At 67.0% G+C, this 22,909-nt stretch carries 22 protein-coding genes and 1 riboswitch; of the genes, 17 read left to right on the top strand and 5 right to left on the bottom strand.

All coding sequences use genetic code 11. From position 1 onward, the window contains the following. Positions 1 to 27: 27 nt before the first annotated feature. Positions 28 to 222 (bottom strand): hypothetical protein, encoded by a 195-nt coding sequence (locus tag AruCF_RS07690; RefSeq protein WP_049072870.1) that lies wholly within the window; start codon positions 220 to 222, stop codon positions 28 to 30. Between the two features lie 470 nt (positions 223 to 692). Here AruCF_RS07690 and AruCF_RS29450 point away from each other — a divergent pair, with 470 nt between their 5' ends. The 7 genes from AruCF_RS29450 to AruCF_RS07660 all read left to right on the top strand — a co-directional run bounded on the left by AruCF_RS29450 (position 693) and on the right by AruCF_RS07660 (position 6,328). Continuing rightward, positions 693 to 860 (top strand): hypothetical protein, encoded by a 168-nt coding sequence (locus AruCF_RS29450; RefSeq protein ID WP_006390438.1) that lies wholly within the window; start codon positions 693 to 695, stop codon positions 858 to 860. Positions 861 to 991: 131 nt separating this feature from the next. Continuing rightward, complete coding sequence (locus AruCF_RS07685; protein WP_049072869.1) at positions 992 to 2,605, top strand: PQQ-binding-like beta-propeller repeat protein; 1,614 nt, start codon at positions 992 to 994, stop codon at positions 2,603 to 2,605. Positions 2,606 to 2,659: 54 nt separating this feature from the next. Further along, positions 2,660 to 3,031 carry a tRNA-binding protein gene (locus AruCF_RS07680; protein ID WP_049072868.1) on the top strand — a complete coding sequence of 124 codons (372 nt, stop codon included), beginning with the start codon at positions 2,660 to 2,662 and terminating at the stop codon, positions 3,029 to 3,031. 42 nt (positions 3,032 to 3,073) lie between these two features. Then, a riboswitch (yybP-ykoY riboswitch) is annotated at positions 3,074 to 3,253 on the top strand. Positions 3,254 to 3,257: 4 nt separating this feature from the next. Further along, positions 3,258 to 3,827, top strand: a complete 570-nt coding sequence (gene mntP, locus AruCF_RS07675) for a manganese efflux pump MntP (RefSeq protein WP_049072867.1) — start codon at positions 3,258 to 3,260, stop codon at positions 3,825 to 3,827. A gap of 215 nt (positions 3,828 to 4,042) precedes the next feature. After that, positions 4,043 to 5,266, top strand: coding sequence for a phosphoadenosine phosphosulfate reductase (locus AruCF_RS07670; RefSeq protein ID WP_049072866.1), 1,224 nt, complete (start codon positions 4,043 to 4,045; stop codon positions 5,264 to 5,266). Then, positions 5,263 to 5,808, top strand: coding sequence for a GNAT family N-acetyltransferase (locus tag AruCF_RS07665; protein ID WP_068958993.1), 546 nt, complete (start codon positions 5,263 to 5,265; stop codon positions 5,806 to 5,808). Before AruCF_RS07670 ends, AruCF_RS07665 begins: the two co-directional genes overlap by 4 nt. After that, positions 5,753 to 6,328 (top strand): IbrB-like domain-containing protein, encoded by a 576-nt coding sequence (locus tag AruCF_RS07660; RefSeq protein WP_232732789.1) that lies wholly within the window; start codon positions 5,753 to 5,755, stop codon positions 6,326 to 6,328. The genes AruCF_RS07665 and AruCF_RS07660 overlap by 56 nt, the downstream gene beginning before the upstream one ends. Here AruCF_RS07660 and AruCF_RS07655 read toward each other — a convergent pair. Next, positions 6,264 to 7,637, bottom strand: coding sequence for a sensor histidine kinase (locus tag AruCF_RS07655; protein WP_049072864.1), 1,374 nt, complete (start codon positions 7,635 to 7,637; stop codon positions 6,264 to 6,266). The two genes, AruCF_RS07660 and AruCF_RS07655, sit on opposite strands and share 65 nt — an antisense overlap. Continuing rightward, complete coding sequence (locus AruCF_RS07650; protein ID WP_063569081.1) at positions 7,634 to 8,299, bottom strand: response regulator; 666 nt, start codon at positions 8,297 to 8,299, stop codon at positions 7,634 to 7,636. The genes AruCF_RS07655 and AruCF_RS07650 overlap by 4 nt, the downstream gene beginning before the upstream one ends. Positions 8,300 to 8,371: 72 nt before the next feature. Here AruCF_RS07650 and AruCF_RS07645 point away from each other — a divergent pair, with 72 nt between their 5' ends. The 5 genes from AruCF_RS07645 to AruCF_RS07625 all read left to right on the top strand — a co-directional run bounded on the left by AruCF_RS07645 (position 8,372) and on the right by AruCF_RS07625 (position 14,450). Beyond that, positions 8,372 to 9,163, top strand: coding sequence for a sulfite exporter TauE/SafE family protein (locus AruCF_RS07645; RefSeq protein WP_049077638.1), 792 nt, complete (start codon positions 8,372 to 8,374; stop codon positions 9,161 to 9,163). A gap of 514 nt (positions 9,164 to 9,677) precedes the next feature. Next, a complete protein-coding gene (locus tag AruCF_RS07640; protein WP_049072862.1) occupies positions 9,678 to 10,229 on the top strand; it encodes a fimbrial protein in 552 nt (183 codons plus the stop codon). 158 nt (positions 10,230 to 10,387) lie between these two features. Continuing rightward, the gene (locus tag AruCF_RS07635) at positions 10,388 to 12,877 is read left to right on the top strand and encodes a fimbria/pilus outer membrane usher protein (RefSeq protein ID WP_049072861.1); all 2,490 of its coding nucleotides are present in this window, start codon (positions 10,388 to 10,390) and stop codon (positions 12,875 to 12,877) included. 41 nt (positions 12,878 to 12,918) lie between these two features. Next, positions 12,919 to 13,665 (top strand): fimbria/pilus periplasmic chaperone, encoded by a 747-nt coding sequence (locus AruCF_RS07630; RefSeq protein ID WP_049072860.1) that lies wholly within the window; start codon positions 12,919 to 12,921, stop codon positions 13,663 to 13,665. A 203-nt stretch (positions 13,666 to 13,868) separates the two neighbouring features. Then, positions 13,869 to 14,450 carry a fimbrial protein gene (locus tag AruCF_RS07625; RefSeq protein WP_049072859.1) on the top strand — a complete coding sequence of 194 codons (582 nt, stop codon included), beginning with the start codon at positions 13,869 to 13,871 and terminating at the stop codon, positions 14,448 to 14,450. A 219-nt stretch (positions 14,451 to 14,669) separates the two neighbouring features. Here AruCF_RS07625 and AruCF_RS29085 read toward each other — a convergent pair whose 3' ends face one another. Continuing rightward, on the bottom strand, positions 14,670 to 14,882 hold the full coding sequence (locus AruCF_RS29085) for a hypothetical protein (RefSeq protein WP_144419109.1): 213 nt from the start codon (positions 14,880 to 14,882) through the stop codon (positions 14,670 to 14,672). A gap of 50 nt (positions 14,883 to 14,932) precedes the next feature. Beyond that, on the bottom strand, positions 14,933 to 15,394 hold the full coding sequence (locus AruCF_RS07620) for a hypothetical protein (protein WP_144419108.1): 462 nt from the start codon (positions 15,392 to 15,394) through the stop codon (positions 14,933 to 14,935). Between the two features lie 197 nt (positions 15,395 to 15,591). Here AruCF_RS07620 and AruCF_RS07615 point away from each other — a divergent pair, with 197 nt between their 5' ends. The 5 genes from AruCF_RS07615 (at position 15,592) to AruCF_RS07595 (ending at position 22,875) form a co-directional block, all read left to right on the top strand. Next, on the top strand, positions 15,592 to 16,782 hold the full coding sequence (locus tag AruCF_RS07615) for an EAL domain-containing response regulator (protein WP_049072857.1): 1,191 nt from the start codon (positions 15,592 to 15,594) through the stop codon (positions 16,780 to 16,782). 8 nt (positions 16,783 to 16,790) lie between these two features. After that, positions 16,791 to 20,093, top strand: coding sequence for an ATP-binding protein (locus AruCF_RS07610; protein ID WP_049072856.1), 3,303 nt, complete (start codon positions 16,791 to 16,793; stop codon positions 20,091 to 20,093). Between the two features lie 65 nt (positions 20,094 to 20,158). Further along, positions 20,159 to 20,806 carry a response regulator gene (locus AruCF_RS07605; RefSeq protein WP_049072855.1) on the top strand — a complete coding sequence of 216 codons (648 nt, stop codon included), beginning with the start codon at positions 20,159 to 20,161 and terminating at the stop codon, positions 20,804 to 20,806. A 75-nt stretch (positions 20,807 to 20,881) separates the two neighbouring features. After that, positions 20,882 to 21,976, top strand: coding sequence for an extracellular solute-binding protein (locus tag AruCF_RS07600; RefSeq protein ID WP_080977369.1), 1,095 nt, complete (start codon positions 20,882 to 20,884; stop codon positions 21,974 to 21,976). A gap of 161 nt (positions 21,977 to 22,137) precedes the next feature. Further along, complete coding sequence (locus AruCF_RS07595; protein WP_049072853.1) at positions 22,138 to 22,875, top strand: DUF1120 domain-containing protein; 738 nt, start codon at positions 22,138 to 22,140, stop codon at positions 22,873 to 22,875. Positions 22,876 to 22,909: the final 34 nt, after the last annotated feature.

Below are 22,909 nucleotides of genomic sequence, written 5' to 3'. Positions count from 1 at the left end.
CGGCAGTGTAGCAACCGCGCCGCGGCCCTATCGTCGGACGCGCTCGTAGGCCAGCTTCATGCGCTCGCGCGCCGCGGTTTCATGCGCATAGGCGCGGTCATAAGTGGCCAGGCAATCCGGCGTGGGATCGGGCCACTTGATCGCGGCGATGGCGCTGGTCAGTTCATCGCGCGCGCGCTGCCATTCCTTGACGGCGGCATACCATTCCTTGGTCGTGTCCATAGCTTCCTCCCTATGTGCACGAGCCCCATCGTAGTCCCGCCATCGCCGCTTGCAATAGAGACTTTCGCCGATGCAAACGGATGAGCCCGGATGCCATCCGGATGATGCCCGCGAGCGGAGGCGCGGCGCGGGCGCGGTAGAATTCCGCTATCCGCGCTCGGCACAGGCACCGCCACGCGGGTAGCGGCAGGCGTCGCGGCATGCGCGGCGCGCCAACCGGGTATATTGCGCCTCCGCGCCAGCCCGTGCGCCCGGCCCGCGATCCGCATCGCGGCCCCCTCGACAACCCCTCACGAAATCCGCTCCCATCAATCAGTGAACGCGCCGCCGTCGCGGCGGTCGTATAGCAGCCGGCCGATGCCGCGCTTGCCGATTTACCTCATCACGATGCGATGAATATTGACGTCAACCCTCACTTACTCACGGCCACAGCAAATGCTACTGTTCCGCCTGTGCAAGGAGTACAAGCAATGGATCAGAAAACGAAGCCCTGGGCCTTTCCCAAACCCCATCCGGAAAACACCCCGCGGGGCGAACGAAACAAACAGGAGTTCGACACGCCGCCGGTGAGCGAAACGCCCGCGGCCAAGCCGCGCGGCAAGAAAAGCGCCACCACGGCCGCCGCCGCCAAATCATGACGCGTCATTGACGGCCCTGCGCCCATGCGCCCGCCCGCCGCCGCGCCGCTTCCCGCCGCCTTCGCGCGGCCGGTCCGTGGCCCGCGAGTCCTGAATCCGCCGCGCGCCCAGGGGCGCCGGCCGCATCAATCATGAACGCGTTCATGAATCCGGCGCTGCAGGGCGCCGGCCGCATCACCGGCGTGTTCTTCCATCCGGCCGGCGACCTCGTCGCCGTGGCCTCGGCCTTTCCCCTGCTCATCAACCCGCCCGCGCGAGCCGCCTATGGCGGCGCCGCGCTGCGCTATCGCGTCGGCTTGTACCGCCGCGGCGAACCCGCGCCGTTCGCGGCCTGCGACGCGCCGCGCCTGCCCATCAACGACGTCGCCTTCCATCCGGACCAGCCCCTCATCGCCATCGGCGGGGGCAGCTATGACGGCGGCTATATGTTCGAAGGCGAGCTGATCGCCTGGAACTGGGACAGCGGCGCCTGCCATCGCCCCTTCCTCAACGTGCCCGAAGTGGTGCGGTGCCGCTACCTGCAAGACGGCCGCATCGAGGCCTGGGTCCGCCCCTGGGACGAATCGTGGGACGAACAGGACGACGATGTCCCCGCCGCGTCCGAAACACTGCTGCGCGTCGAGACCGCCGCCGGCGTGGCCACACCGGAACTGGACCCCGCCACCGCCACCCTCGACCACGCCACGCCGCCTGATGTCGGCGACGCCGCCAAGCGCCTGGCCGACTGGCTGGGCCTGCCCGAACTGGGGCTGCGCGGCGCCATCTGGGACCTGGCGTGGCTCGACGCCGACACGCTCGCCGCGGTCCACGACGCCTGCCTGCTCGACCGCTACCGCGCCGACGGCGCGTTGCTCGCGCGTCACGACGGCGGCGGCCGCGGCGCCGAGATCCTGCGCGCCACGCCGCTCGTCGTGCACGCCATCGCCCCGCCCGATCCCGCCGACCGCTTCCGCCGCGACTCGCGCCTGTACGCGCTGCGCGACGGCGCGCTGACGGCGCTGCGCGACGAGGATGGCCAATACACCTTCTGCGCCAGCGCCGACGGCCGCCTGCTGGGCCGCCGCGACCGCATCGATGCGCGCCGCCGCACGGCCGGCGACGTGCTGCTGGACCCCACCCTGACCGGAGAACGACGCCTCGATCTCGGCCACTACGACTGCTTCAACCACTACATCGGCATCAACGGCGCGCCCGATCTTTTCTCGCTGCAAGGCACGCCGCCCGGCTCGCACGAAGGCAAGCACCTGTGCCGGGTCCACGCCGATGGTCGCCTCGAACGCCTGTGGCCATTGCTCAAGCCGGACGGCACGCCCGCCAGCCACGCCATGGAATGCCGTGGGGCCTACGTCGATGACGCCCTCGGCGCCAGCGTGGTGATCGCCGGCAAGCACTACTCGCCCACGGTCGGCAACGCCTATCGCGGCTTCATCTACCGCAAGTCGCTGGCGCGCGGCCAGGAACGCTGGCGTCATGCCACCCCGGCATCGGCCAGCGCCATCATCGTGGCCGACGGCCTGGTGCTGGCGGCCTTCCTCGACGGCACCCTGATGCTGATTGACGCCGCCAGCGGCGACCTGCTGCTGGCGTCCCGGGTCCGCATCGGCGGCGTCGCCACCGTGCTCTACGCGCTCGCGGCGCACGGCGGCAGACTGGCCGTCGGCGCCATCGACGGCCGCATCGCGCTGGTCGATCTGGCCGCGCTGGCCGCCCTGCGCCCGACCCGTGGCGGCATCGATCTGGCATGATGGGGCCATCGCGGGCATCGTCGCCCGCTCCCCTTGAACCGATCGCCCACGCCCATGCACTACACCCAGGACCCCGCCACCCCGCCCGCCCCCACCGTCGGCTTCGACGACTTCATGAAGGTCGACATCCGCGTCGGCACCATCATCGCCGCCGACCCGTTCCCCGAGGCGCGCAAGCCCGCCTACAAGCTGACCATCGATTTCGGCGCCGGCGTCGGCGTCAAGAAAAGCTCGGCGCAGATCACCGGCCGCTACACGCTTGAGGAACTGCCGGGCAAGCGCATCCTGGGCATCGTCAATTTCCCGCCGCGCCAGGTCGGCCCGGTGCGCTCCGAAGTGCTGGTGCTGGGGCTGGCCGACGCCAACGACCACACCATCCTGGTGACGCCCGAGCACGACGTCCCCAACGGCGCCCGGCTGACCTGAACCCGCCGTGTCACACCGGCGCCCTGCGCCGTTTGGTACACTGCAAGCCTCCTTGGGGAGTAGCCTCTTCCGGCCCCGTCCGGAAGCGCCCGCGTCAACACTCTTGGCCCACCTGGCCATGGCGCGCGCGACCGACACGGTCAGGCGAGACCACGGACTGATCCATAGCTCACGACCGGGCGATATGGACGGTCTGTGTGTTTCGCCCGGTCGGAGCCTCTCCCGCATGAACGCCCTCTCCACACTCGTCCTGGCTTTCGCCATGTCCACCGACGCCTTCGCCGCCGCGGTCGGCAAGGGCGCCGCCCTGCACAAGCCCCGCCTCTCCGAAGCCCTGCGCACCGGCGTGATATTCGGCGTGATCGAAGCCATCACGCCCGTGATCGGCTGGGCGCTCGGGTCCGTGGCCGCCCGCTACGTGCAGGAGTGGGATCACTGGATCGCCTTCGTCATGCTCTGTATCCTGGGCGGCATGATGATCCGCAACGGCTGGCGCGCGGACCATGACGAAGCCGCGCCGCCGGTCGCCCGCCATTCCTTCTGGCTGCTGGCCGTCACCGGTTTCGCCACCAGCATCGACGCCATGGCGGTGGGGGTCAGCCTGGCCTTCATCGACAACAATATCGTCGTCACCGCGCTGGCCATCGGCCTGGCCACCATGCTGATGGTGACCCTGGGCGTGATGGTGGGCCGCCTGATCGGCAACGTCGCCGGCAAGCGCGCCGAAGTGTTGGGGGGCCTGGCGCTGATCGGCATCGGCGCCACCATCCTGTACGAGCACCTGAAGGCGGCGTGACCGCGCGCGCCGGCTCGCGCATCGCGCGGCCCGGCGCGGTTCGTGCCTCTCCGTCAATGTCGGACGCATTGACCGCTTTGACGCCTCGCGTTCGGGCTATCCTCACAGGCCTGTCGCGGCGGATACGCATAAATTTTCCCTGGCCGGCAGATACACGGCGCCGCGGCTCCGCACGCGCGGCGCGTCCGGAACGCCGCGCGCATGGAGGGAAAAAAATGGCGGTCAAGCATTACCGCGACTGCAACGTCCTCGACGCCGCCCGGGCCCGCATCCGCCTGGTGTTCCAGCACTTCGAACGCGTCTGCGTGGCGTTCTCCGGCGGCAAGGACAGCTCCGTCACCCTGCACCTGGCGCTGGAGGTCGCGCGCGAAATGGGACGCGGCCCGGTCCACGCGGTGTTCATCGACCTCGAAGGCCAGTACCAGGCCACCATCGCCCACGTCACCGAGATGTTCAACCGGCCCGACGTGCGGCCCTGGTGGATCTGCCTGCCCATCAACCTGCGCAACGCCTCCAGCCTGCGCGAACCCTACTGGTGCGCCTGGGAACCCGGACGCGAGGCCGACTGGGTCCGGCCGCTGCCGCGGCATCCCGCGGTGATCAACGACCCCGACTACTTCCCGTTCTTCCGCCACCGCATGGAATTCGAGGAATTCGTTCCCGAATTCAATCACTGGCTGTCGGGCGACGTCGCCACCGCGTTCCTGGTCGGCATCCGTTCCGACGAATCGCTCAACCGCTACCTGGCCGTCAAGCGCCGCAGCAAGAAGTGCGCCTGGACCCCGCCCGGCGGCCGCAAGGCGCTGGCCTGGAGCACCCGCGACAAGCTGCGCGACCGCGCCGTGACCTTCTTCCCCATCTACGACTGGAAGTTCGAGGACCTCTGGCGCTACACCGGCGAACATCACCACGCCTATAACCGCCTCTATGACCAGATGCTGCGCGCCGGCGTGCCGTACTCGCAGATGCGCATCTGCCAGCCTTACGGCGACGACCAGCGCAAGGGCCTGGACCTGTTCCACAAGCTCGAACCCGCCACCTGGTTCCGCGTCGTCCAGCGCGTCGAGGGCGCCAACTACGCCGCGCGCTACTGCCGCCAGCGCTTTCTCGGCTATCGCGGCGGCCTGGGCCTGCCGCCCACCTTCAGCACCTGGCGCCAGTACAGCCAGTTCCTGCTCGACAGCATGCCGGCCACGTTGCGGCAGGTCTACGTGCGGCGCATCGACGTCTTCATCGCCTGGTGGGAACAGCGCGGCCATCCCATCGGCCTGTGGCCCGACGCCGGCGTGCCCGATCTCGAAAACCGCAAGGTGCAGCCGTCCTGGCGCCGCATCGGCCTGTCGCTGCTCAAACAGGACATGGCCCGTTCGCTGTCGTTCGGCGCGGCCCGGCGCGACATCGACATCCTGCTTGCCCCCGCCGCGCGGACGTCCCCATGACCGCCCTGAACCAATACGACTTCCTGCGCCTGCGCTCCTACGAGGACGAGGCCGCGTTCTTCTCCCAGATGGGCCGTTTCTTCGCCAGCGCCACCGTGCGGCGCGATTGCGGCGGCTACCCGCTGAACGACAGTCCCCGTCATCGCTGGTTCGTGGTGCGCCGGCGCGGCCAGAAGCGGCTGCTGGGCTTCGTCGGCATCGAGCTGCTGACCGGCGCCGTCCGCATCCGCGACGGCTACATCCGTCCCGAAGCGCGCCAGCGCGGCCTGTTCCGCGAACTGCGGCGTCAGGTGCTGGAATACATCGACGAACTTGGCCAGCCCTGCACGCTACGCGTGCCGCATGACTGCGTGGCGCTGCTGCTGCCGCATGGTTTTCGCATCCAGTCCTCGCGAGGCAACTGGGTCACACTGAAAAGGAACACGCATGCCGACCGTGACGGATCTGGAGAGGCGGGCCCGGGCCCTGTTCAACGAGTTGCAGACATTGCCCCTGAAGGACCGCATCGACGCCATCAACCGGATCCGGCTCTGCCTGCATGAGCACAGCCCGTTCGCGGCCGAACCGGTCGATTGCGTGCGGTGGGTTCCCGGCGAACAGGTCGAGGCCAATGACTACAACCCCAACAGCGTCGCGCCGCCGGAAATGCGGCTGCTGGAACTGTCGATAGGCGCCGACGGCTACACCCAGCCCATCGTGGCCCACCACGTTGCGACGAACCGCTATGTGGTGGTGGACGGCTTTCACCGCCAGCGCGTCGGCAAGAAGAAAGGCCCGATCCAGGCACGCCTGCACGGCTACCTGCCGCTGGTGGCGATCCGCCCCGGGCGTGACGCGGCCGCCGATCGCATCGCCGCCACCATCCGCCACAACCGCGCCCGCGGCGTGCACGGCGTGATGCCCATGACCGACATTGTCGTGCGGCTGCTGCAGGCTGGCTGGAACGACGCCGATATCGCGCGCCAGCTGGGCATGGACGAAGACGAGGTGCTGCGTTTCAAACAGGTGTCGGGCCTGCCCGAGCTGTTTCTGGACCACGGGTATTCGCGCTCGTGGGAGTAGCCTGCTGCCCCCCGGCCAGGCGTAGCGTGAGACGGGCGTGCAAACCACCTCCCATGGCCGGCGCCAGCGCCAGCATGCCGCCATGGCGTGCCGCGATGGTGGCCACGATCGACAGCCCCAGACCCGCGCCCTCGGCCTGGCGCTGGCCGCGCCAGAACGGCTCGGTCGCCTGCGCGCACTGCGCGGCGCTCAACCCCGGACCGTAGTCGCGCACCCCCACCACCAAGCAATCCGCGACTACCCTGGCATCGACCTCCACCGGCATGTCCGGGGGCGAATACTTGAGGGCGTTTTCCACCAGGTTGCGCACCGCGCAATCGAGCAGGGCATCCGGCAAAGCCACCCACGGCTGGCCGACGGGCAGGCGCCAATGCACGCGGGCCGGTTTGCGGCAGGCCACCCGCTGCAGCACAGCCACCGCATCGCAGGCCGCGTCCGCCTCGCCGCCATCGGCGCGCGCCAGTACCAGCAGCTGTTCAATCAGGCGTTCCAGGCGCACAGTGCCCTGCAAGGCGTGCGCGATCGCCTGCTGGCTTGCGGCATCCCGGGCCGCCGTCGGCAGCCGCTGCAGCACCTGCAGGTGGGCCTTGATCGCGGTGACCGGCGAGCGCATCTCGTGCGCCGCCTGATCCGAAAAATGGCGCTCGCGCCGCAGCATTTCTTCCATGCGCCGCGACCGGTTTGCGAGCGTCTGCGTGAACGGCATGAGTTCGCGCGGGACCTGATCGCCTGCCAGGTCCGGCGCGAGCCAGGGCTCTTCGCGCGCCAACCGGCGGCGCAACCCTTCGACCATGGCCAGGCCACGGCCCACGCCGAACCACAGCAGCACGATCCCCACCAGCAGACCAGCCATGCCCGGCGCCAAGGCCGTCCAGGCCATCTCGCGGTGCAGCGCCTTGCGGATGTCCACGCGGCCGGCGGTGATGACGCGCAAATCGCCGGAGTCGAAGGCATAAGTGCGCCATATGGCATCGTTGCGGGCAAGCGAGCCAAAGCCAAGCGGCGCGGCCTCGAGCGCCGGCCCGTCGGGTGAGCACGTCCGCCTGGCGCCGCCGCGCAAATCCACTTCACAGGCCACGCCGCCGTTCGCGGGCCGACCGATGGCCGCCACCATGCCGCTGGCGGGCGGCGACGGCGGCAATGGCGGCGCCATCAGGCGCGCCACCATCGCCGCCGATGCCGCCAGGCGCGAATCCAGCGCGGCGTCGAGTTCGGCGCTGGCGCGCTCGAACATCCACAGCGTCACGGCGCCACCCACAACCAGCCAGACGGCGCCCAGCAACAGCATCAGGCGGGCGCGCAGGCTCACGGTGCCGGCGTCCCCAGCCGATAGCCCCAGCCACGTACGGTTTCGATCAAGCCGGCGCCAAACTTGCGACGCAGTTTGTGGATGTGCACGTTGACGGCGTTGCTCTCGACCCGGTCGTCGAAGCCATAGAGGCTGTCGCGCAGTTGGTCCATCGTGAGGATCTGTCCGGGATGCTGCAACAGGGTCTTGAGCAGCGCCAGCTCGCGCCGCTGCAGCGGGACGCGGACGCCATCGAGCAACACCTCGCCCCGCGACAGGAACAGCGTCAGGCGACCGTGGTCGATGCGATCCGCGCAATGCCCGGCCGCGCGCCGTATCACTGCGTGCAGGCGCGCGCCCAGTTCGTCCAGGTCGAATGGCTTGGGAACGTAGTCGTCGGCGCCGGCGCGCAGCGCGCCGATGCGCCGCGACACCTCGGACTGAGCGCTGAGCACCAGCACCGGCAGGTTCTCGCGCCGCGCGCGCCACTTCGCCAGCAGCGTCATGCCGTCGCCATCGGGCAGGCCCAGGTCCAGCACGCAGGCGCTGACGTGCGACGTCTGTACCGCCAGGTCGGCCTGCCGCAGGCAGCCGACCGTATCCACCACGAAGCCCTGCAGCCCCAGCCCGACCTGAATCGCCAAGGCGATGGAGGCGTCATCCTCGATCAACAAAATGCGCATCACGGCACCCCTGTACCTGCACGTTATAATTATCTTCAGTAATAAAGTAATTTCTAAAAGTCATTAAAAATGATGACCGCAATCCTGCTCGGACTATGCATCGGCGTCTCCCTTGGCCTGACCGGCGCGGGCGGCGGCATCCTGGCCGTGCCCGCGCTGATGTTCGGGCTGGGGCTGACGCTGACGCAGGCGGCGCCAGTGGCGTTGATTGCCGTGGGCATCGCCTCGGCGGTCGGCGCCTTGCAGGGCCTGGTGCGCGGCCTGGTGCGCTACAAGGCCGCCATGCTGATGGCGGCGGTGGGCGCGCTGACCGCTCCCTTGGGATTGTCGCTGGCGCGCCATCTGCCGGCACACTGGCTTAGTCTGACTTTTGCGGGCGTGATGCTGCTGGTGGCGGCGCGCATGGTGCAGCAATCGCGCCGCCGCGCGCCGGCCGGGGATGCCGCCGACGCACCACCCAAGGCCTGCCGGCTGTCGCCCGACACCGGCCGCTTCATCTGGAACCGCCTCACCGCCGCCACGCTCGGTGGCATCGGCGCCGTGTCGGGCCTGTGCACCGGCATGCTGGGCGTCGGCGGCGGTTTCATCATCGTGCCGGCGCTGACGCACTTCAGCGATGCGCGCATGATCAGCATCGTCTCCACGTCCCTGATGGTCATCGCGCTGGTGTCGGCCGCCACGGTCAGTTCCGCCTTGCTGCACGGCCTGACGCTGTCGGCGGCGCAATGGGCCTTCGTCGGCGCGGCCATCGCCGGCATGGCGGCCGGCCGCATGCTGGCCCCGCGCGTGCCGCAGGCGGTGCTGCAACGGGTGTTCGCGGCGGTCTGCGTGGTGGTTGCCGGCGTGCTCGCCTGGCGCGCCTGAGCGGCGCCCACCTGCGCTCTTCGGCCCTGTCGCGGGGCCACCTCCCGCAGCGGTTTTCGGCGGCGCGATAGACGCCTTACTTGCCTCTGAATCGTGTTAACGATCAGATAATCGCCGCCATGCAAGATGCCTTGCATGACGAAAAGATCTCATATCCCTTCGTGTGCCTGGCGGGTCGCGATCGACTCTCCGCCGGCCGCGCCAATGCGCGCGTTCGCATCGACGGCGCACCCCGCGGCCGCCGCCAAACCCGGCGCCGTGACTCGCAGAGCCATGCCCGGCACGCCGCGATCCGTGGATAGCGGCATAGCCGCATTCGAGCGTGGCACGGCCGCATCCCACCGTTCAAACCCATGGCGCGCATCCTCCCGCGGACCTATAGATCCCGCTATGGACGCATGAAAAAAATGCGCCGGCCAAACCCATAATTTTTTCCCGCCCCATCGATTTTTTCAACCACTGCGCGGCAACCCCCGCAGGCCATCCCCCAACGGATATCACATAAGGACTATCCATGTTTAAGAAGACCCTCCTCGCCACCGTCACCACCGCCGCCCTGCTCGGTCCGGTCGCGGCATTCGCCGCCGGTGAAATGGGCCAAGGCACCATTACCTTCACCGGCTCGGTCACCGAAGCGCCGTGCTCCGTGTCGGCGGCCGACACCAACCTGGCCATCGACCTGGGCCAGGTCTCCAAGAACTTGCTGACCGGCACGGGCAAGTTCGGTACGGCGGTGCCGATCGAGATCCACCTGACGGGCTGCAGCTTCGCTGCGCCCGCCGCTAATGCAACCGCGGCCCCGCTGTCGAAGGTGTCGGTCTCGTTTCCCGGCCTGACCAGCACCACCGGCATGGTCCCCAACACGGGTAACGCCACGAACGTCGCCATCCAGATGTTGAACCGCGACAACACGAACCTCAACTTCACGACGGGAAGCAGCGAGACCGAAATGCGCAACGGCGACGGCAGCCTGCAACTGTTCGCCCGCATCGCCAGCAACTCGGCAACCGCGGCCGGCTCGGGTTCGGTCACGGCCAAGGTCACCTACATGCTGAACTACAAGTGAACGGCTGATCCCGCCCGTCGCGCGTGCCCCCGCCCCGCTGGTGGCGGGGCCCCAGGCCCGCGCGATTCTTACCCCACCGAGGCGGCCGCGCAGCGCCGCCGTATCGACGCCGAGACAGTCCGGCACCCCTTCAGGCCGGCGATTCGGCAGCAGACATCATGACCATGGCCCGTTTGGCATCCTTCGTGGCGATCAGTACTTTTGCGTGCGCGGCACAGGCAACGGAATTCAGCGTTGGCTTTCTCAATATCAAAGACAAGAGCAACATCGATCTTTCGACCTTCAGCCGCGATGGTTATGTCGCTCCCGGCAGCTACCTGCTCGACATCTACCTGGATCGGCGGCTGATCCAGAGCCAGACCCTGGTCCGGGCCGTGCCGGTGATCGGCGACGGCACGGTGTTCTGTGTCACGCCTGAAATGGTCGACATGCTGAACCTGAGGGATGACATCCGCGCGCGCCTGGCCACGGTCGACGGCGCCCAGGACGGCCCCTGCATCGAGCTGAACACCGCCGACAGCCGGGCCGTCTACAGCGCCGAACGCCAGAGCCTGACCTTGACGGTGCCGCAGGCCTGGCTGCAATACCAGGACCCCGACTGGATTCCGCCCGCGCGCTGGAGCGATGGCGTGAACGGCGTGATCCTGGACTACAACCTGCTGGCCAACCGCTACATGCCGCGCCAGGGCTCGACCTCGGCGAGCTATACGTTGTACGGCACCGCAGGCCTGAACCTGGGCGCGTGGCGCCTGCGCGGCGACTACCAGTACAGCCGCTACGACAGCGGCGGCCAGTCGCAAACGCGCTTCGCCCTGCCGCAGACCTACCTGTTCCGCGCGCTGCCGCAATGGCACTCCAAGCTGACGCTGGGCCAGAGCTACCTGTCATCCGCCATTTTCGATCCGTTCCGCTTCGCCGGCGTGACGCTGGCCAGCGACGATCGCATGCTGCCGCCATCGCTGCAGGGATACGCGCCGCAGATCACCGGCATCGCCAGCAGCAACGCCGAAGTGACGGTCAGCCAGAACGGCCGCCTGCTGTACCAGACCCGGGTGTCGCCCGGCCCGTTCGTGCTGCCGGCGCTGAGCCAGAACATCAGCGGCAACCTGGACGTGACGCTGCAAGAAAGCGACGGCAGCAAGCGCAGCTGGCAGGTCAGCACCGCCAGCGTGCCGTTCATGACGCGCAAGGGCAACCTGCGCTACCAGCTGTCGCTGGGCCGCCCGCTGTTGGGCGGCCCCAGCGGCAACCACGTGGCCGATCCGCGCTTCGTGACGGGCGAAGCCACCTGGGGCGCGTTCAATAACACCTCCCTGTATGGCGGCCTGATCCTCACCGCCGACAACTACCGGGCGCTGGCGCTGGGCGCGGGGCAGAACATGGGCAAATGGGGCGCGGTTTCCGCCGATGTCACGCGCTCGGATGCGCGCTTGCCGTATTCGTCGGAACCGCGGCGCGCGGGCTACAGCTACCGCATCAACTACGCCAAGAGCTTCGATGACCTGGGCAGCACGCTGGCCTTCATGGGCTACCGCTTCTCGGGGCGGCACTTCCTGTCGATGCGTGAATTCATCGTTCGCTCGGCCGCGCATGGCGGAGATTTCCGCGACGAAAAGCAAAGCTACACCGTTTCCTACAGCCAATACATCCGGCCCCTGGAACTGAGCGTTTCCCTGTCGCTGAGCCGGCTCAACTACTGGAATGACACGGCGGGCAACAACCACTACATGCTGTCGTTCAACAAGAACGCCAACTTCGGGCCGTTGCGCAATGTCAACCTGTCGCTGTCCCTGGCGCGCACCCAGGGCTTTTATGGACCGGTTCAGAACCAGATCTACGCCAGCATCAGCATCCCGCTAGGCGACACCCGCCATCTGAGCTACGGCTATCAGAACGGCGGCGGCGGCCGCATGCAGCAGAACGTGGGCTACACCGACTTCAGCAGTCCCGACACCACCTGGAACCTGAGCGCCAGCGACGACCGCGGCGATGACTCGCGCCACCAGAGCCTGAGCGGCAATATCCAGAGCCGCACGTCCTATGGCCGCGCCGCCGGCGACTTCACCCTGCAGCCGGGCCAGTATCGCAGTGTCGGCCTGAATTGGTACGGCTCGCTGACCGCGACCGCCGAGGGCGCGGCCTTCGGCCCACCCGCGGCGGGCAACGAGCCGCGCATGATGATAGACACCGACGGCATCGCCGGCGTGCCGATCGAAAACGGCAACGGCGTCACCAACCGCTTCGGCATCGCCGTCGTCAACGGCATTTCGAGCTACCGCGAAAGCAACCTGGCGGTGGACGTCAACGCCCTGCCGGAAGGGGTGGACGTGGCCGATGCGATGATCAATCAGGTGCTGACCGAGGGCGCCATTGGCTACACCCGGGTCAGCGCCAGCCATGGCGAGCAGGTGCTGGGCCGCGTCGAACTGGCCGGCGGCGGCCATCCGCCCCTGGGCGCGCTGGTGCTGTCCGCCCGTAGCGGCAAGACGGCGGGCATGGTGGCCGACGACGGGCTGGTGTACCTGAACGTGGAACCCGACGACCGCGAGGCGCTGACCGTGACCTGGGCCGGCACCGCCGAATGCCGCCTGTCGCTGCCGGCCACGGCGGCCATCGACCAGGGGCCGCGGCCCCTGCCCTGCCAATGAAACACCCTTCGAGGCGCCTCCATTTCCTGCAAGGAGCACACATGAAACACAGATATCTGCGGGGCCTGCTGCTGGGCGCCGCCCTCGCGTGGGGGCTTTGCGCCCAGGGGGCCATCAACGTCGACCGCACCCGCATCATCATGGGCGGCAGCCAGAAATCGGTATCGGTCGTCCTGAGCAACGAAAGCCAGGACACGCCTTATCTGGCGCAAACCTGGGTCGAGGACGCCGACGGCCAGACGGTCAACGACCTGGTGGCGCTGCCGCCGCTGCAACGGATCGATGGCGGCAAGAAGGCCCAGGTGCGCATCATGCGCGCCAACGACGGCCTGGCCGCGAGTCTGCCGCAAGACCGCGAGACCCTGTTCTATTTCAACGTGCGCGAGATTCCGCCGGAGCCGCCCAAGACCGACGCCAACATCCTGCAGCTGACCACGCAAAGCCGGCTGAAGCTCTTCCTGCGCCCGGCCAAGCTGGCCGAGCGAGGCGAGGCGGAACCGGAAAAGAACCTGCAGATACAGGCCGGCGGCCAGCAGCTGACACTGAAGAATCCTTCCCCCTACTACACCACGGTGATCTGGATAGGCCAGGACCGCAAGCAGCCCCTGCCCGGCTTTGGAACGCCCATCATGCTGGCGCCATTCGCCGAGCAGACGCTGAAGTTGCAACTGCCCGCGAGCGCCAGCCAGATGATGCTGGGCAATGTGGATGACTATGGCGGCCTGCGCATGAGCCGATATCGCTGCGCGGCGGGCAAATGCGTGTTCGAGGAGCGGGTAAATGAATAAGGCATGCGGCGGACCCGCGCGACCGTTATCGCTTGTCCGCACAAAAGCGGACCATCAAAAACCCTTCATAAGGAGAATTGCACCATGGAATCGGGCGAAGCATGCACGCCTTTCAGCCCTGAGATAGATCCTCCCTTTTGTTCATGAATCTCTACCTTCTTCCAGAGGCCAACTCCCCCAATCAACCTAAAGGAACCCATCCGATGATCAAGAAAACAATCCTCGCCGTCGCCATCGGCCTTCTTTCCCTCCCTGCCGCGGGCATTGCAGCCGGTGACATGGGCCAGGGCACCATCACCTTTTCAGGCTCCGTCACCGAGGCACCTTGCTCCATATCGACCGGCGACAACGATATGACCATCGACCTGGGCCAGGTCTCAAAAAACATGCTGAACGCGCCAGGCAAGTTCTCCGACTCGGTTCCGATTGAAATTCATCTGACCGGCTGCGAATTCGCGCAGGATACAGGCGCCAACGCCAATCCGGCGGGCAGGCTGTCAAAGGTCGGCGTGCAGTTTCTCGGCGCCATCACCAACGCGACCCTGGGCAAAATCACCAACGCGGGCACCGCCACCTCCGTCGCCGTCCAACTATTGGACAGCGACAATCTGTCGCCAGTCGTCATCGGCGCCGCCCCCACCGCGGCCAATGCGGTGCAATTGCGAGATGGCAGCAACGTGTTGCGCTATTTCGCCCGGCTGTCCGTGGTCGGCGGGCCGGGGCCTGCTGCCTCCGGCACCGGTTCAATCTCGGCCAGCGCCACTTACTCGCTGACTTACTTCTAGGCGCGGCGGGAGCGCCGGCGCCACGGCCGCATCCACCTTGAAACGCGGCGCCAGTCGCGCTGGCCAGCACGCCCGCGCTCGCCCAGCGCGAGCGCGGGCGTGCTACCGGCCCACGGCGGCAAGGCGGCCGCTGATGAACTGGTGTGCCTGAATCGGGAAGTTGGCGCCCGAGAAACACCCCCGCGCCCCGTCACACGCACGACTCGCGCACGGCGCTTTTCATCGCCTGCCGAACCAGGCGACGATGGCCAGCATGCCGACCAACGTTCCGCCCACAACCAGTCCGGCTCGCGCGGCGCCTCGGGAATCCTGCAAATAAAGCCAACAAGAGCCGGCCGCCGTCATGGCGGCCAGCAGCGCGAGGAAAACATCGCGCCAGTGGCGAAGCGCTCGGGAAAACAGGCGGGCCAGGACAGGACCTAATCGACGCATGGATTTCCTCGCGCGAGCCACGGCACGCGCGTCAGGCCAACCCCCCCCCATCATCCGTCCGCCCTGTTGGCCGCGATGGCCAAGCGTTGCTCCATCCTTGCCAGCGCCGACAGCGCCGCCACGATTTCGCGGGGTAGCGCCGAACCGGGCAGGCACATGTCGGCGTCCGCCAACAACAATTTGCTGCGCTCGGCCGAACCGGGCCGGTCGGTCACGATGGCAATGACGCCCGACAATTGCGGACAATGCGGTACCGCGAAAAACCGCTGCAGCCACAACGAACGCCCCTCCACCAGCAGATAGTGCCGGCCCGGCGCGCCGCTGCGCGCATACAGGCTGGCCTGGGTATCGGCATACAGGCTGAGGGAGGCGATCGACTCGCGCAGGTTGTCCGCGAGCCGCGCCGCGCGATCGATGTATTGCGCATGTATGTGCAGATGATGCAGAAAGGAGAAATGGGGCACGGCACGGAATGGATGAACAGGGCGTTGCATTCTAGAAAGCGCCGGCATGCCAATGAATCAGACAGTTCCTAAAAGCGGGCACGCGCCAGAACGCCGCACGTGCCGATCGAGATTCGGAAACGTCTGATACCCAACCCACGGCTGGACTTCTCTAATGGCGGATTGCCTGCCGCCGACGCCGGCCGCCCTGGCGCCGCGCCCGGCCGCGCGCGTGGCGGAAAACCGCGAGCCTTGGAGAATCAACCATGCTGTCCTATCGCGTCTTGATCGTCGATGACCAGCTATTGCAGCGCGAATACCTGAGAAGCCTGTTTCTCCAGGCCGGCGTCGCGCACGTCGAAACCGCCGAGAACGGCTGTCATGCCCTGCGCCTGCTGGAACAGCAGCGCTACGATCTGGTGCTGAGCGACCTGCTCATGCCCGAGCTGGATGGCGTGCAACTGATCCAGCGCCTGTCCGCCTACGAGGCGCCCCCCCTGCTGGCGGTAATCAGTTCGTCCCCCAAGCGCCTGATCGCGGGCGCCAGCCTGGTGGCCAAGACGCTGGGCATGCGCGTTATCGACCAACTGTCCAAGCCTGCGCAGCCGCAGGCCATCATCGCGCTGGTCGCCAAGCTGAAGGCCGCCTCACGCCTGAAGGCCGAATCGTTGGTATCGGGGCAATCGTTCGACCGTGCCGCGCTGCAACATGCATTGCGCTCCGGCGAGGTCCGGGCCTGGTTCCAGCCCAAGATGCGCATCGCCGACGGTTCGGTCACCGCCGCCGAGGCGCTGGTGCGATGGGTGCGGCCCGATGGCAGTGTGTTGCTGCCAGGCCAATTCCTGCCCGCGCTGATACTGGACGAGCTGGAAGACGACCTGCTATTGTCGATGCTCGCGCAGACTATCGCGGCGCAGCACGCCTGGCAGCAGCACGACTTCCGGGTGGAGGTGTCCGTGAACCTGCCTACGCACCTGCTGCAGGACGCGGCCCTGCCGGATCGCCTCTACGACCACGTCATGCGCCTGGGCGGCAACCCGCAGGACATCTGCTTTGAACTGACCGAGGGTACGACCACGGATGCGATAAGCGATTATTATGCCGGCGCGTGCCGCCTGCGCATGAAGGGGTTCGGCCTGGCCCAGGACGATTCGGGCCAGGGCTACAGCTCGGTGTTCAACCTGGTGTCCACCCCCTTCACCGAACTGAAGATCGACCGCTCGTTGATCAGCCGCTGCGTGGCCGACGATGGCGCGCAGGCCGCGGTCGAGAGCATCGTATCGCTGGGGCGGCGGCTCTCGCTCAATGTGGTGGCCGAAGGCGTCGAGACCTGGGAACAACTCGCGCTGCTCAAGAAAATGCAGTGCGATACCGCGCAGGGATTCCTGATCTCGCGCGCTTTGACGCCGGAATTGCTGCTGGCGTTCCTGAAGCGGAATCCGGCGCTTGCGCCGTGACACGCAAGATGCCCCGACACAGCCGCATTGCTTCCATCGGCGACCTGGCGCGCGTATCGCTGCGGGTGCAGGCGCTGTTCATCGTGACGCTGAGCCTGGCCATCGTCATGGTGATACTGTGCTACTGGGTAGTAACCAGCCTGGTCAGCCTGGCCAGCAACGACGCCCGAGCCCATTTCCGCCAGCTGGCGCTGAACCTGCATGGCCAGGAATCGTTCCTGGCGCGCGCCACGCACAACGACGCCACGCGGCTCGGGCTGGCGGTGCCCTCCGGCAGCCCGGCTTCGTTCGAACTGATCGACAGCGACGACATTACCAATACCTACGAAGGCCAGCGCGGGAGCCTGGCGATGCCGTACATCATCAAGGTCGGCCGCGCCCAGACGCCGGCGGGCGGCGACCACAGTCGCCGACTGCAGACCGCCGCCGCCGCGCTCTCGTCGCTGTTCGGCACCTATCGCAACGCCTGGCAGCAGCCAGGCATGCAGGCGTTCCTGCTGGACCTGAACAGCGTGACCAGCATTTCCGTGCCCTGCTCCGAAGATTCCATGACCGACGATGTGCACCGCTGGTGGCGCTGTCCGCTGTCGGCGAACCGCATCCGTGAACTGCTCTACACGCAGACGCCGCGTCCCAGCCCGGACGGCGCGCAATGGCTGGAGGTGAATCTGCCGGGCGCCGGCGAGGGCCGTATCGGCTATGTCGTCTATGCGCCGATCGAACTGCCGGACGCCCTGTGGATACCGGAGACGCCAAAGCGCCAACTGGTGCTCGCGACATTCACCGAAATGCGCGATGTGCTGGCCCAGGACTCCGACTACGGCAGGGTCTACTTCCAGCATCTCGCCATCGCGCCGGGCTTGACTCCCCCGCACGCGCCGTCCCAGGAGCATGGCGCCCTGGAAGCCATCCAGAGCGACGTGCGTTTCGCCCTGGATGGCGTCTACATCCAGACCTGGTGCGAGGACGGCTGGCACGGCACCTACCTGGTGCCCTACCAGCAGTTTTTCCAGGCAGCAGGATGGCAATTGGCCTCTTTCGGCCTGTTGATCCTGCTGTGCGTGGGCGGCAGCCTGGCGCTGTACCGGCGCCATCGCAACCTGATCGTGCGGCCGGCCCAGGCCAGCCACCAGCGGGTCGTGGAAAGCGAATCCTTCAACCGCGCGGTGATCGACGCCGCGCGCGTGGCGGTGTGCGCCCTGCGCTTGTCCGATCACCAGATCGTCGCCAAGAATCAGCTGGCCGACGCCTGGCTGGGCGACGCCGACACCATCCGGCGGCTGACGCTGGCCGCCCACGACGCGGCCGGCGCGGGCGACGCCGAGGACGTCCAGATCAACGGCCGCCATCTCAGCGTCAGCGCGTCGCGGGTGACGTATCAGGGCGACGAGGTGATCCTGGCCACCTTCAGCGACATCAGCGACCACAAGCGGGTTCAGGAAGCGCTGGCACAGGCCAAGCGCGCCGCCGATGACGCCAACGCCGGCAAGACCGTGTTCCTGGCCACCATGAGTCATGAGATCCGCACGCCGCTGTATGGCACGCTGGGCACGGTCGAGCTGCTGGGCCTGACACAACTGACCAATCTGCAGCGCGCCTACCTGCGCACCATTCAGAGTTCATCGGCCGGCCTGCTCAATGTGATCAACGATATTCTGGACGTGTCCAAGATCGAGTCGCGCCAGATGACGCTCAAGGACAATCGGCTGGATCCGGCGGCGCTGACCGAAGAGACCCTGCAGGCCTACGCCGCCACCGCGGATGCCAAGGGCCTGCAGTTCTTCGCGACCATCGCCACCGACGTGCCGGTATCGGCCCATGGCGATGCCCTGCGCATCCGCCAGGTGCTGAACAATCTCATCAGCAACGCCATCAAGTTCACCGAAGCCGGCTGGGTCCGCGTCGACCTGACGGTGGCGGACCAGGGCGAAGGCCAGGCCATGCTGGAATGGCGCATCGCCGATACGGGGCTGGGCATTGCGGCGGACCAGCAACCCATGCTGTTCCAACCCTTCTACCAGGCCTACGGCACGGGGCATGCCGCGCCCGGCACCGGATTGGGGCTGTATATCTGCCACAGCCTGTGCGAACTGATGCAAGGCAGCATCACGCTGGACAGCAGCCCGGGGCGCGGCAGCACCTTCATCTTCCGCCTGCCCTTGCGCATCGACGCCGATGCGACGCGCCTGGCCGGCGTCGAGATAGCCCCCGCCCCGCCCGTGTGGGTGCGCGCGCCAATGGCCGACCTGGCGCAGGACACTTGCGCCTGGCTGGCCCTGGCCGGCGCCAGCGCCCGGGCCATCCAGGGCGGCGCCCTGCCCGCCAAGCGCGATGGCATCCTGGTGGAACTGCTGCCGGAGCGGCTGCCGCCGATCGAATGGAATGGCGCGCGCGTGTCCTGCATCCCGGACGGTCCGGACAAGCCACAATGGAGTCTGTCGGAAATCCACGTAACCAGCCATATGCGCCACAGCATCGTCGAAGCGGTCGCCATGGCGCAACACGGCCGCTCGCTTGCTTCCGACGACGCCGATGCCGATGCCGACGACGCCGACGACACCGACACCGACACCCGGGCCGCGGCGGAATACCGGCCTGACGCCGGCCTGCGCCGCCTTGGCCTGCGGGTGCTGGTGGCCGAGGACAACCCCGTCAACCGTACCCTGCTGGTGCGGCAGCTGGAGGAATTGGGCTGCGAAGTCACGCTGTGCGTTGACGGCGTCGAAACCCTGGCGCGCTGGAACGCCGACGAATTCGATGTGCTGATCACGGACATGAACATGCCGCTGATGAACGGTTACGAGCTGGTGCGCGCCCTGCGCGCGCGCAGCACCAATGCGCCGATCATCGGCCTGACCGCCAATGCGCTGCAGGCGCAGCGGGAGGCGGGCCTGGCGGCCGGCCTGAATGCCTGGATCGTCAAGCCGGTGGACCTGCGCACATTGCACGATGCGCTCAGCACCGCCTGCGCGCGCATCATCAGCGCCAAGTTCACCGTGCCCCCCCAGGCCAGCCTGGAACGCGAAAAGTCCAAGGAGTTCTACGAAACGCAGTTGCGGGCGGCCTTCAATACCACCATGCGCGAGGACATGGCGTCGATGCGGGAGGCGCTGGCCGCCCGCAACCCGGCCGCCGCCGTATCCACGCTGCACCGCATGCGCGGCTCGCTGGTGGTGGTCAATGCGGACGAGACGGCGCGCTTCTGTGGCGTGCTGGAACAGAAGATCGCCGCGGAAGGCCTGACGCCAGTACTGGAAAACGCCGTCCGGAGCACACTGGCGCAGCTGACCGAAAAGTTCAAGGAGCTATGACCCTCCCGAGCCGGACCAGACCGGCGGCCAGTTGGCCGCGCGCGTCACACAAGGAGCGATAAACAATGACACGAATCCTGCTGGCCGATGATCACCAGGTGGTGATCCTGGGCGTGCGCAATGTCCTGGAACGCGCGCCCCATTATCAGATCGTGGGCGAAGCGACCAACGCCGCCGAGCTGATCCGCAAGACCCGCGAGCTTGCGCCGGACGTCATCGTGACGGACTACAACATGCCTTCCGACGACGGCTATGGCGACGGCCTGGCGTTGGTGCAGTACCTGCGTCGCAACTTTCCGGCGGTGCGCATCCTGATCCATACGATGATCACCTCGCCAGTGATCGTCGCCAGCCTGTACGAAGAAGGCGTCAGCGGCGTGGTGTTCAAAAGCCGGGACCTGACGGAGATTCTTACCGCGCTGGGCGCGCTGGAGCGCCACCAGGTGTACCGCAGCGGGCCGCAACCCGTGTCCGGCAATGGGCTGCGCGGCGAGGCCCAGGACGCGGCGGCGCGCATTGCGCGCCTGTCGCCCAAGGAGCTGGAGGTACTGCGGCATTTCCTGGCAGGCACATCGGTGGGCGAGATCGCGCGCATCATGAATCGCAGCGTCAAGACGACCAGCACGCACAAGATCGCGGCCATGCGCAAACTTGAAGTGGAGACCGACCACGAACTGGTCATGTTCGGCGTCAATCACGACCTCTTCAAATGACGCGGCAATGCTGTCGTCGGGCGCTGACGGTCATTCGCACCGGATGCGCCCGCATCATCACGATGGAGCTTTAGCATGTCTTGTGATTTGCCCCGCCGCGCGTTCCTCGGCCTTGCCCTGGCGGCAACGGCCGCCTCCCTGCCGCTGGCCACGGCCCGCGCCAGCACGCCAGTCCGGCTGACCGTCATGGCCTACGGCGTGGACGCGTTCGACGATAAGTACCAGCGGACCGTCATTCGCCCGTTCGAAGCCCAATATCCCAACATCCAGGTGAGCTACTACGCGGTGCGCGATTCGCGCAACGCCCTGTCGGTTCTGCGGTCGCAGCGCCTTTCGCCGCAGATCGACGTGGTGATCCTGGACCCGCCGAACGCGCGCCTGGCGCAGCGCGAGAAGTTGATCGAGCCGATGGATCCAAAGCTGGTGCCCAATGTTGCCGACCTCGGCGCGTTGGGCCGGGAGCTGGGCTTCTGGGCGCTGCCGGCCATGTACGACTCGATGACGCTGGTGTATGCCAAGTCGGCCTTTACCCAACCGCCCAAGAGCTGGCGGGAACTGTGGGATCCGAAGTATGCCGGCAAGGTCGCCATCGCCACCAACCCGGCCGTCAACGGCAGCATGATCGCCATGACGATGCTGGCCAACCGCCTGGCTGGCGCGCCCGATGGCGGCGGCAACTTCGATGCCGGCCTCGCCTATCTCGAAAAACTCCGCCCCAACGTGGGGACGTGGAACCCCCGCCCCAACCAGTACTGGCTGGTGGGACAGAACCAGATGCTGCTGGCCGTTGGGTGGAACTCGCGCAGCCAGAGCCAGCTGGATTCACAGCCGGGCTATGCATCCACCGTGCCCGCGGAAGGCACGATCGCGGTGCCGATCCTCATCGCGCGTGTCGCCGACCGCCCCAATGCCCAGGCCGCCCAGGCCTTCATCAATTATTCGCTGGGGCCACAGGCGCAACAGGCTTTCTCGGAAGCGATGTATTACGCGCCGTCTAACCGCAAGGCCAGAATCGGCGAGGCGGCCCGCGCGCGCATTCCTCTGTTGTCCACGGGCACGGCGGCCAAGCTGATTCCGGTGGACTGGGCCGGATTCACGCCGCAGCATGTTGCCGCGATGCGCGAGGCGTGGCTGACGCGCATCATGCAGGCGCCGCGCCCGGGAAATTAGCCCCTCGCGACGCGGTTTCAAGGGATTACCAGAACTGTCTGATAGTGCACTGCGGTATCGGGTTGCTACCTTAGATTCCGTGACGAACGCGCCTGGATACGACGGCCAGCGCAGGCGGACACGACCTTCGACCCGTACCCCATTTTGGCTTTCAGACAGATATGAAACACCACACCAGCAAGCTTTTCGCCGCCCTCGTGGCCTGCGCCGCCAGCACCGGCGCCCTGGCCCAGACCGCGCCCGCCGCCGCGCCCAGCTTCAAGATCAGCGTCACCGGCACGATTGCCCCGGGCAGTTGCACGCCGAGTTCCGGCGACCTGACCTTCGACATGAAAAGCATCAACCCGAAGTCGTTGAACAACGACAAGGTCTCGATGCTCAGCGGCATCACCAACAAGGTCAAGATCACCTGCACCGCCGACACCGCGATCGCGCTGAACGTGACGGGCTACACCAAGGCCTCGAAGGCATACGGCACCAACATGGAGAACCACCCGGCCGGCACGTCGACCTACGAAGCCTCGCTGTATGACCTGGTCAACCCCGCGGACGGCAACAGCCGCGTCGGCGTCTACGCCATGCAGTTCCGCAATTTCGTGTACACGGGCGGCGGCACGGGCGCCGTCGCCACCAAGGCCGAGATCATCAAGAGCGACGACAAGAACTCGTGGAGCAACAACACCTCCAGCCCGAACGGCTGGGACACGGCGCAGCTCAAGAAGGACGGTAGCAATTACATCTCGTTCGCCGACCCCAAGGCCAATACCACGCCGGTGCTGGCCAGCACCTTCGAAGGCGAGCTGATGCTGGCCCCGCTCATCCTGGCCAAGAAGGACCTGAAGCTGACCGGCGACCTCAAGTTCGAAGGCGGCGCGACCATCACGCTGAATTACCTCTGATCCACGCGTCAGGCGTGACGCACGCTTCGATATA

Origin of the sequence: Achromobacter ruhlandii (assembly GCF_002082135.1) — a bacterium.
Taxonomy (GTDB): domain Bacteria; phylum Pseudomonadota; class Gammaproteobacteria; order Burkholderiales; family Burkholderiaceae_B; genus Achromobacter; species Achromobacter ruhlandii.
This window is presented reverse-complemented; position numbering and strand designations above follow the sequence as displayed.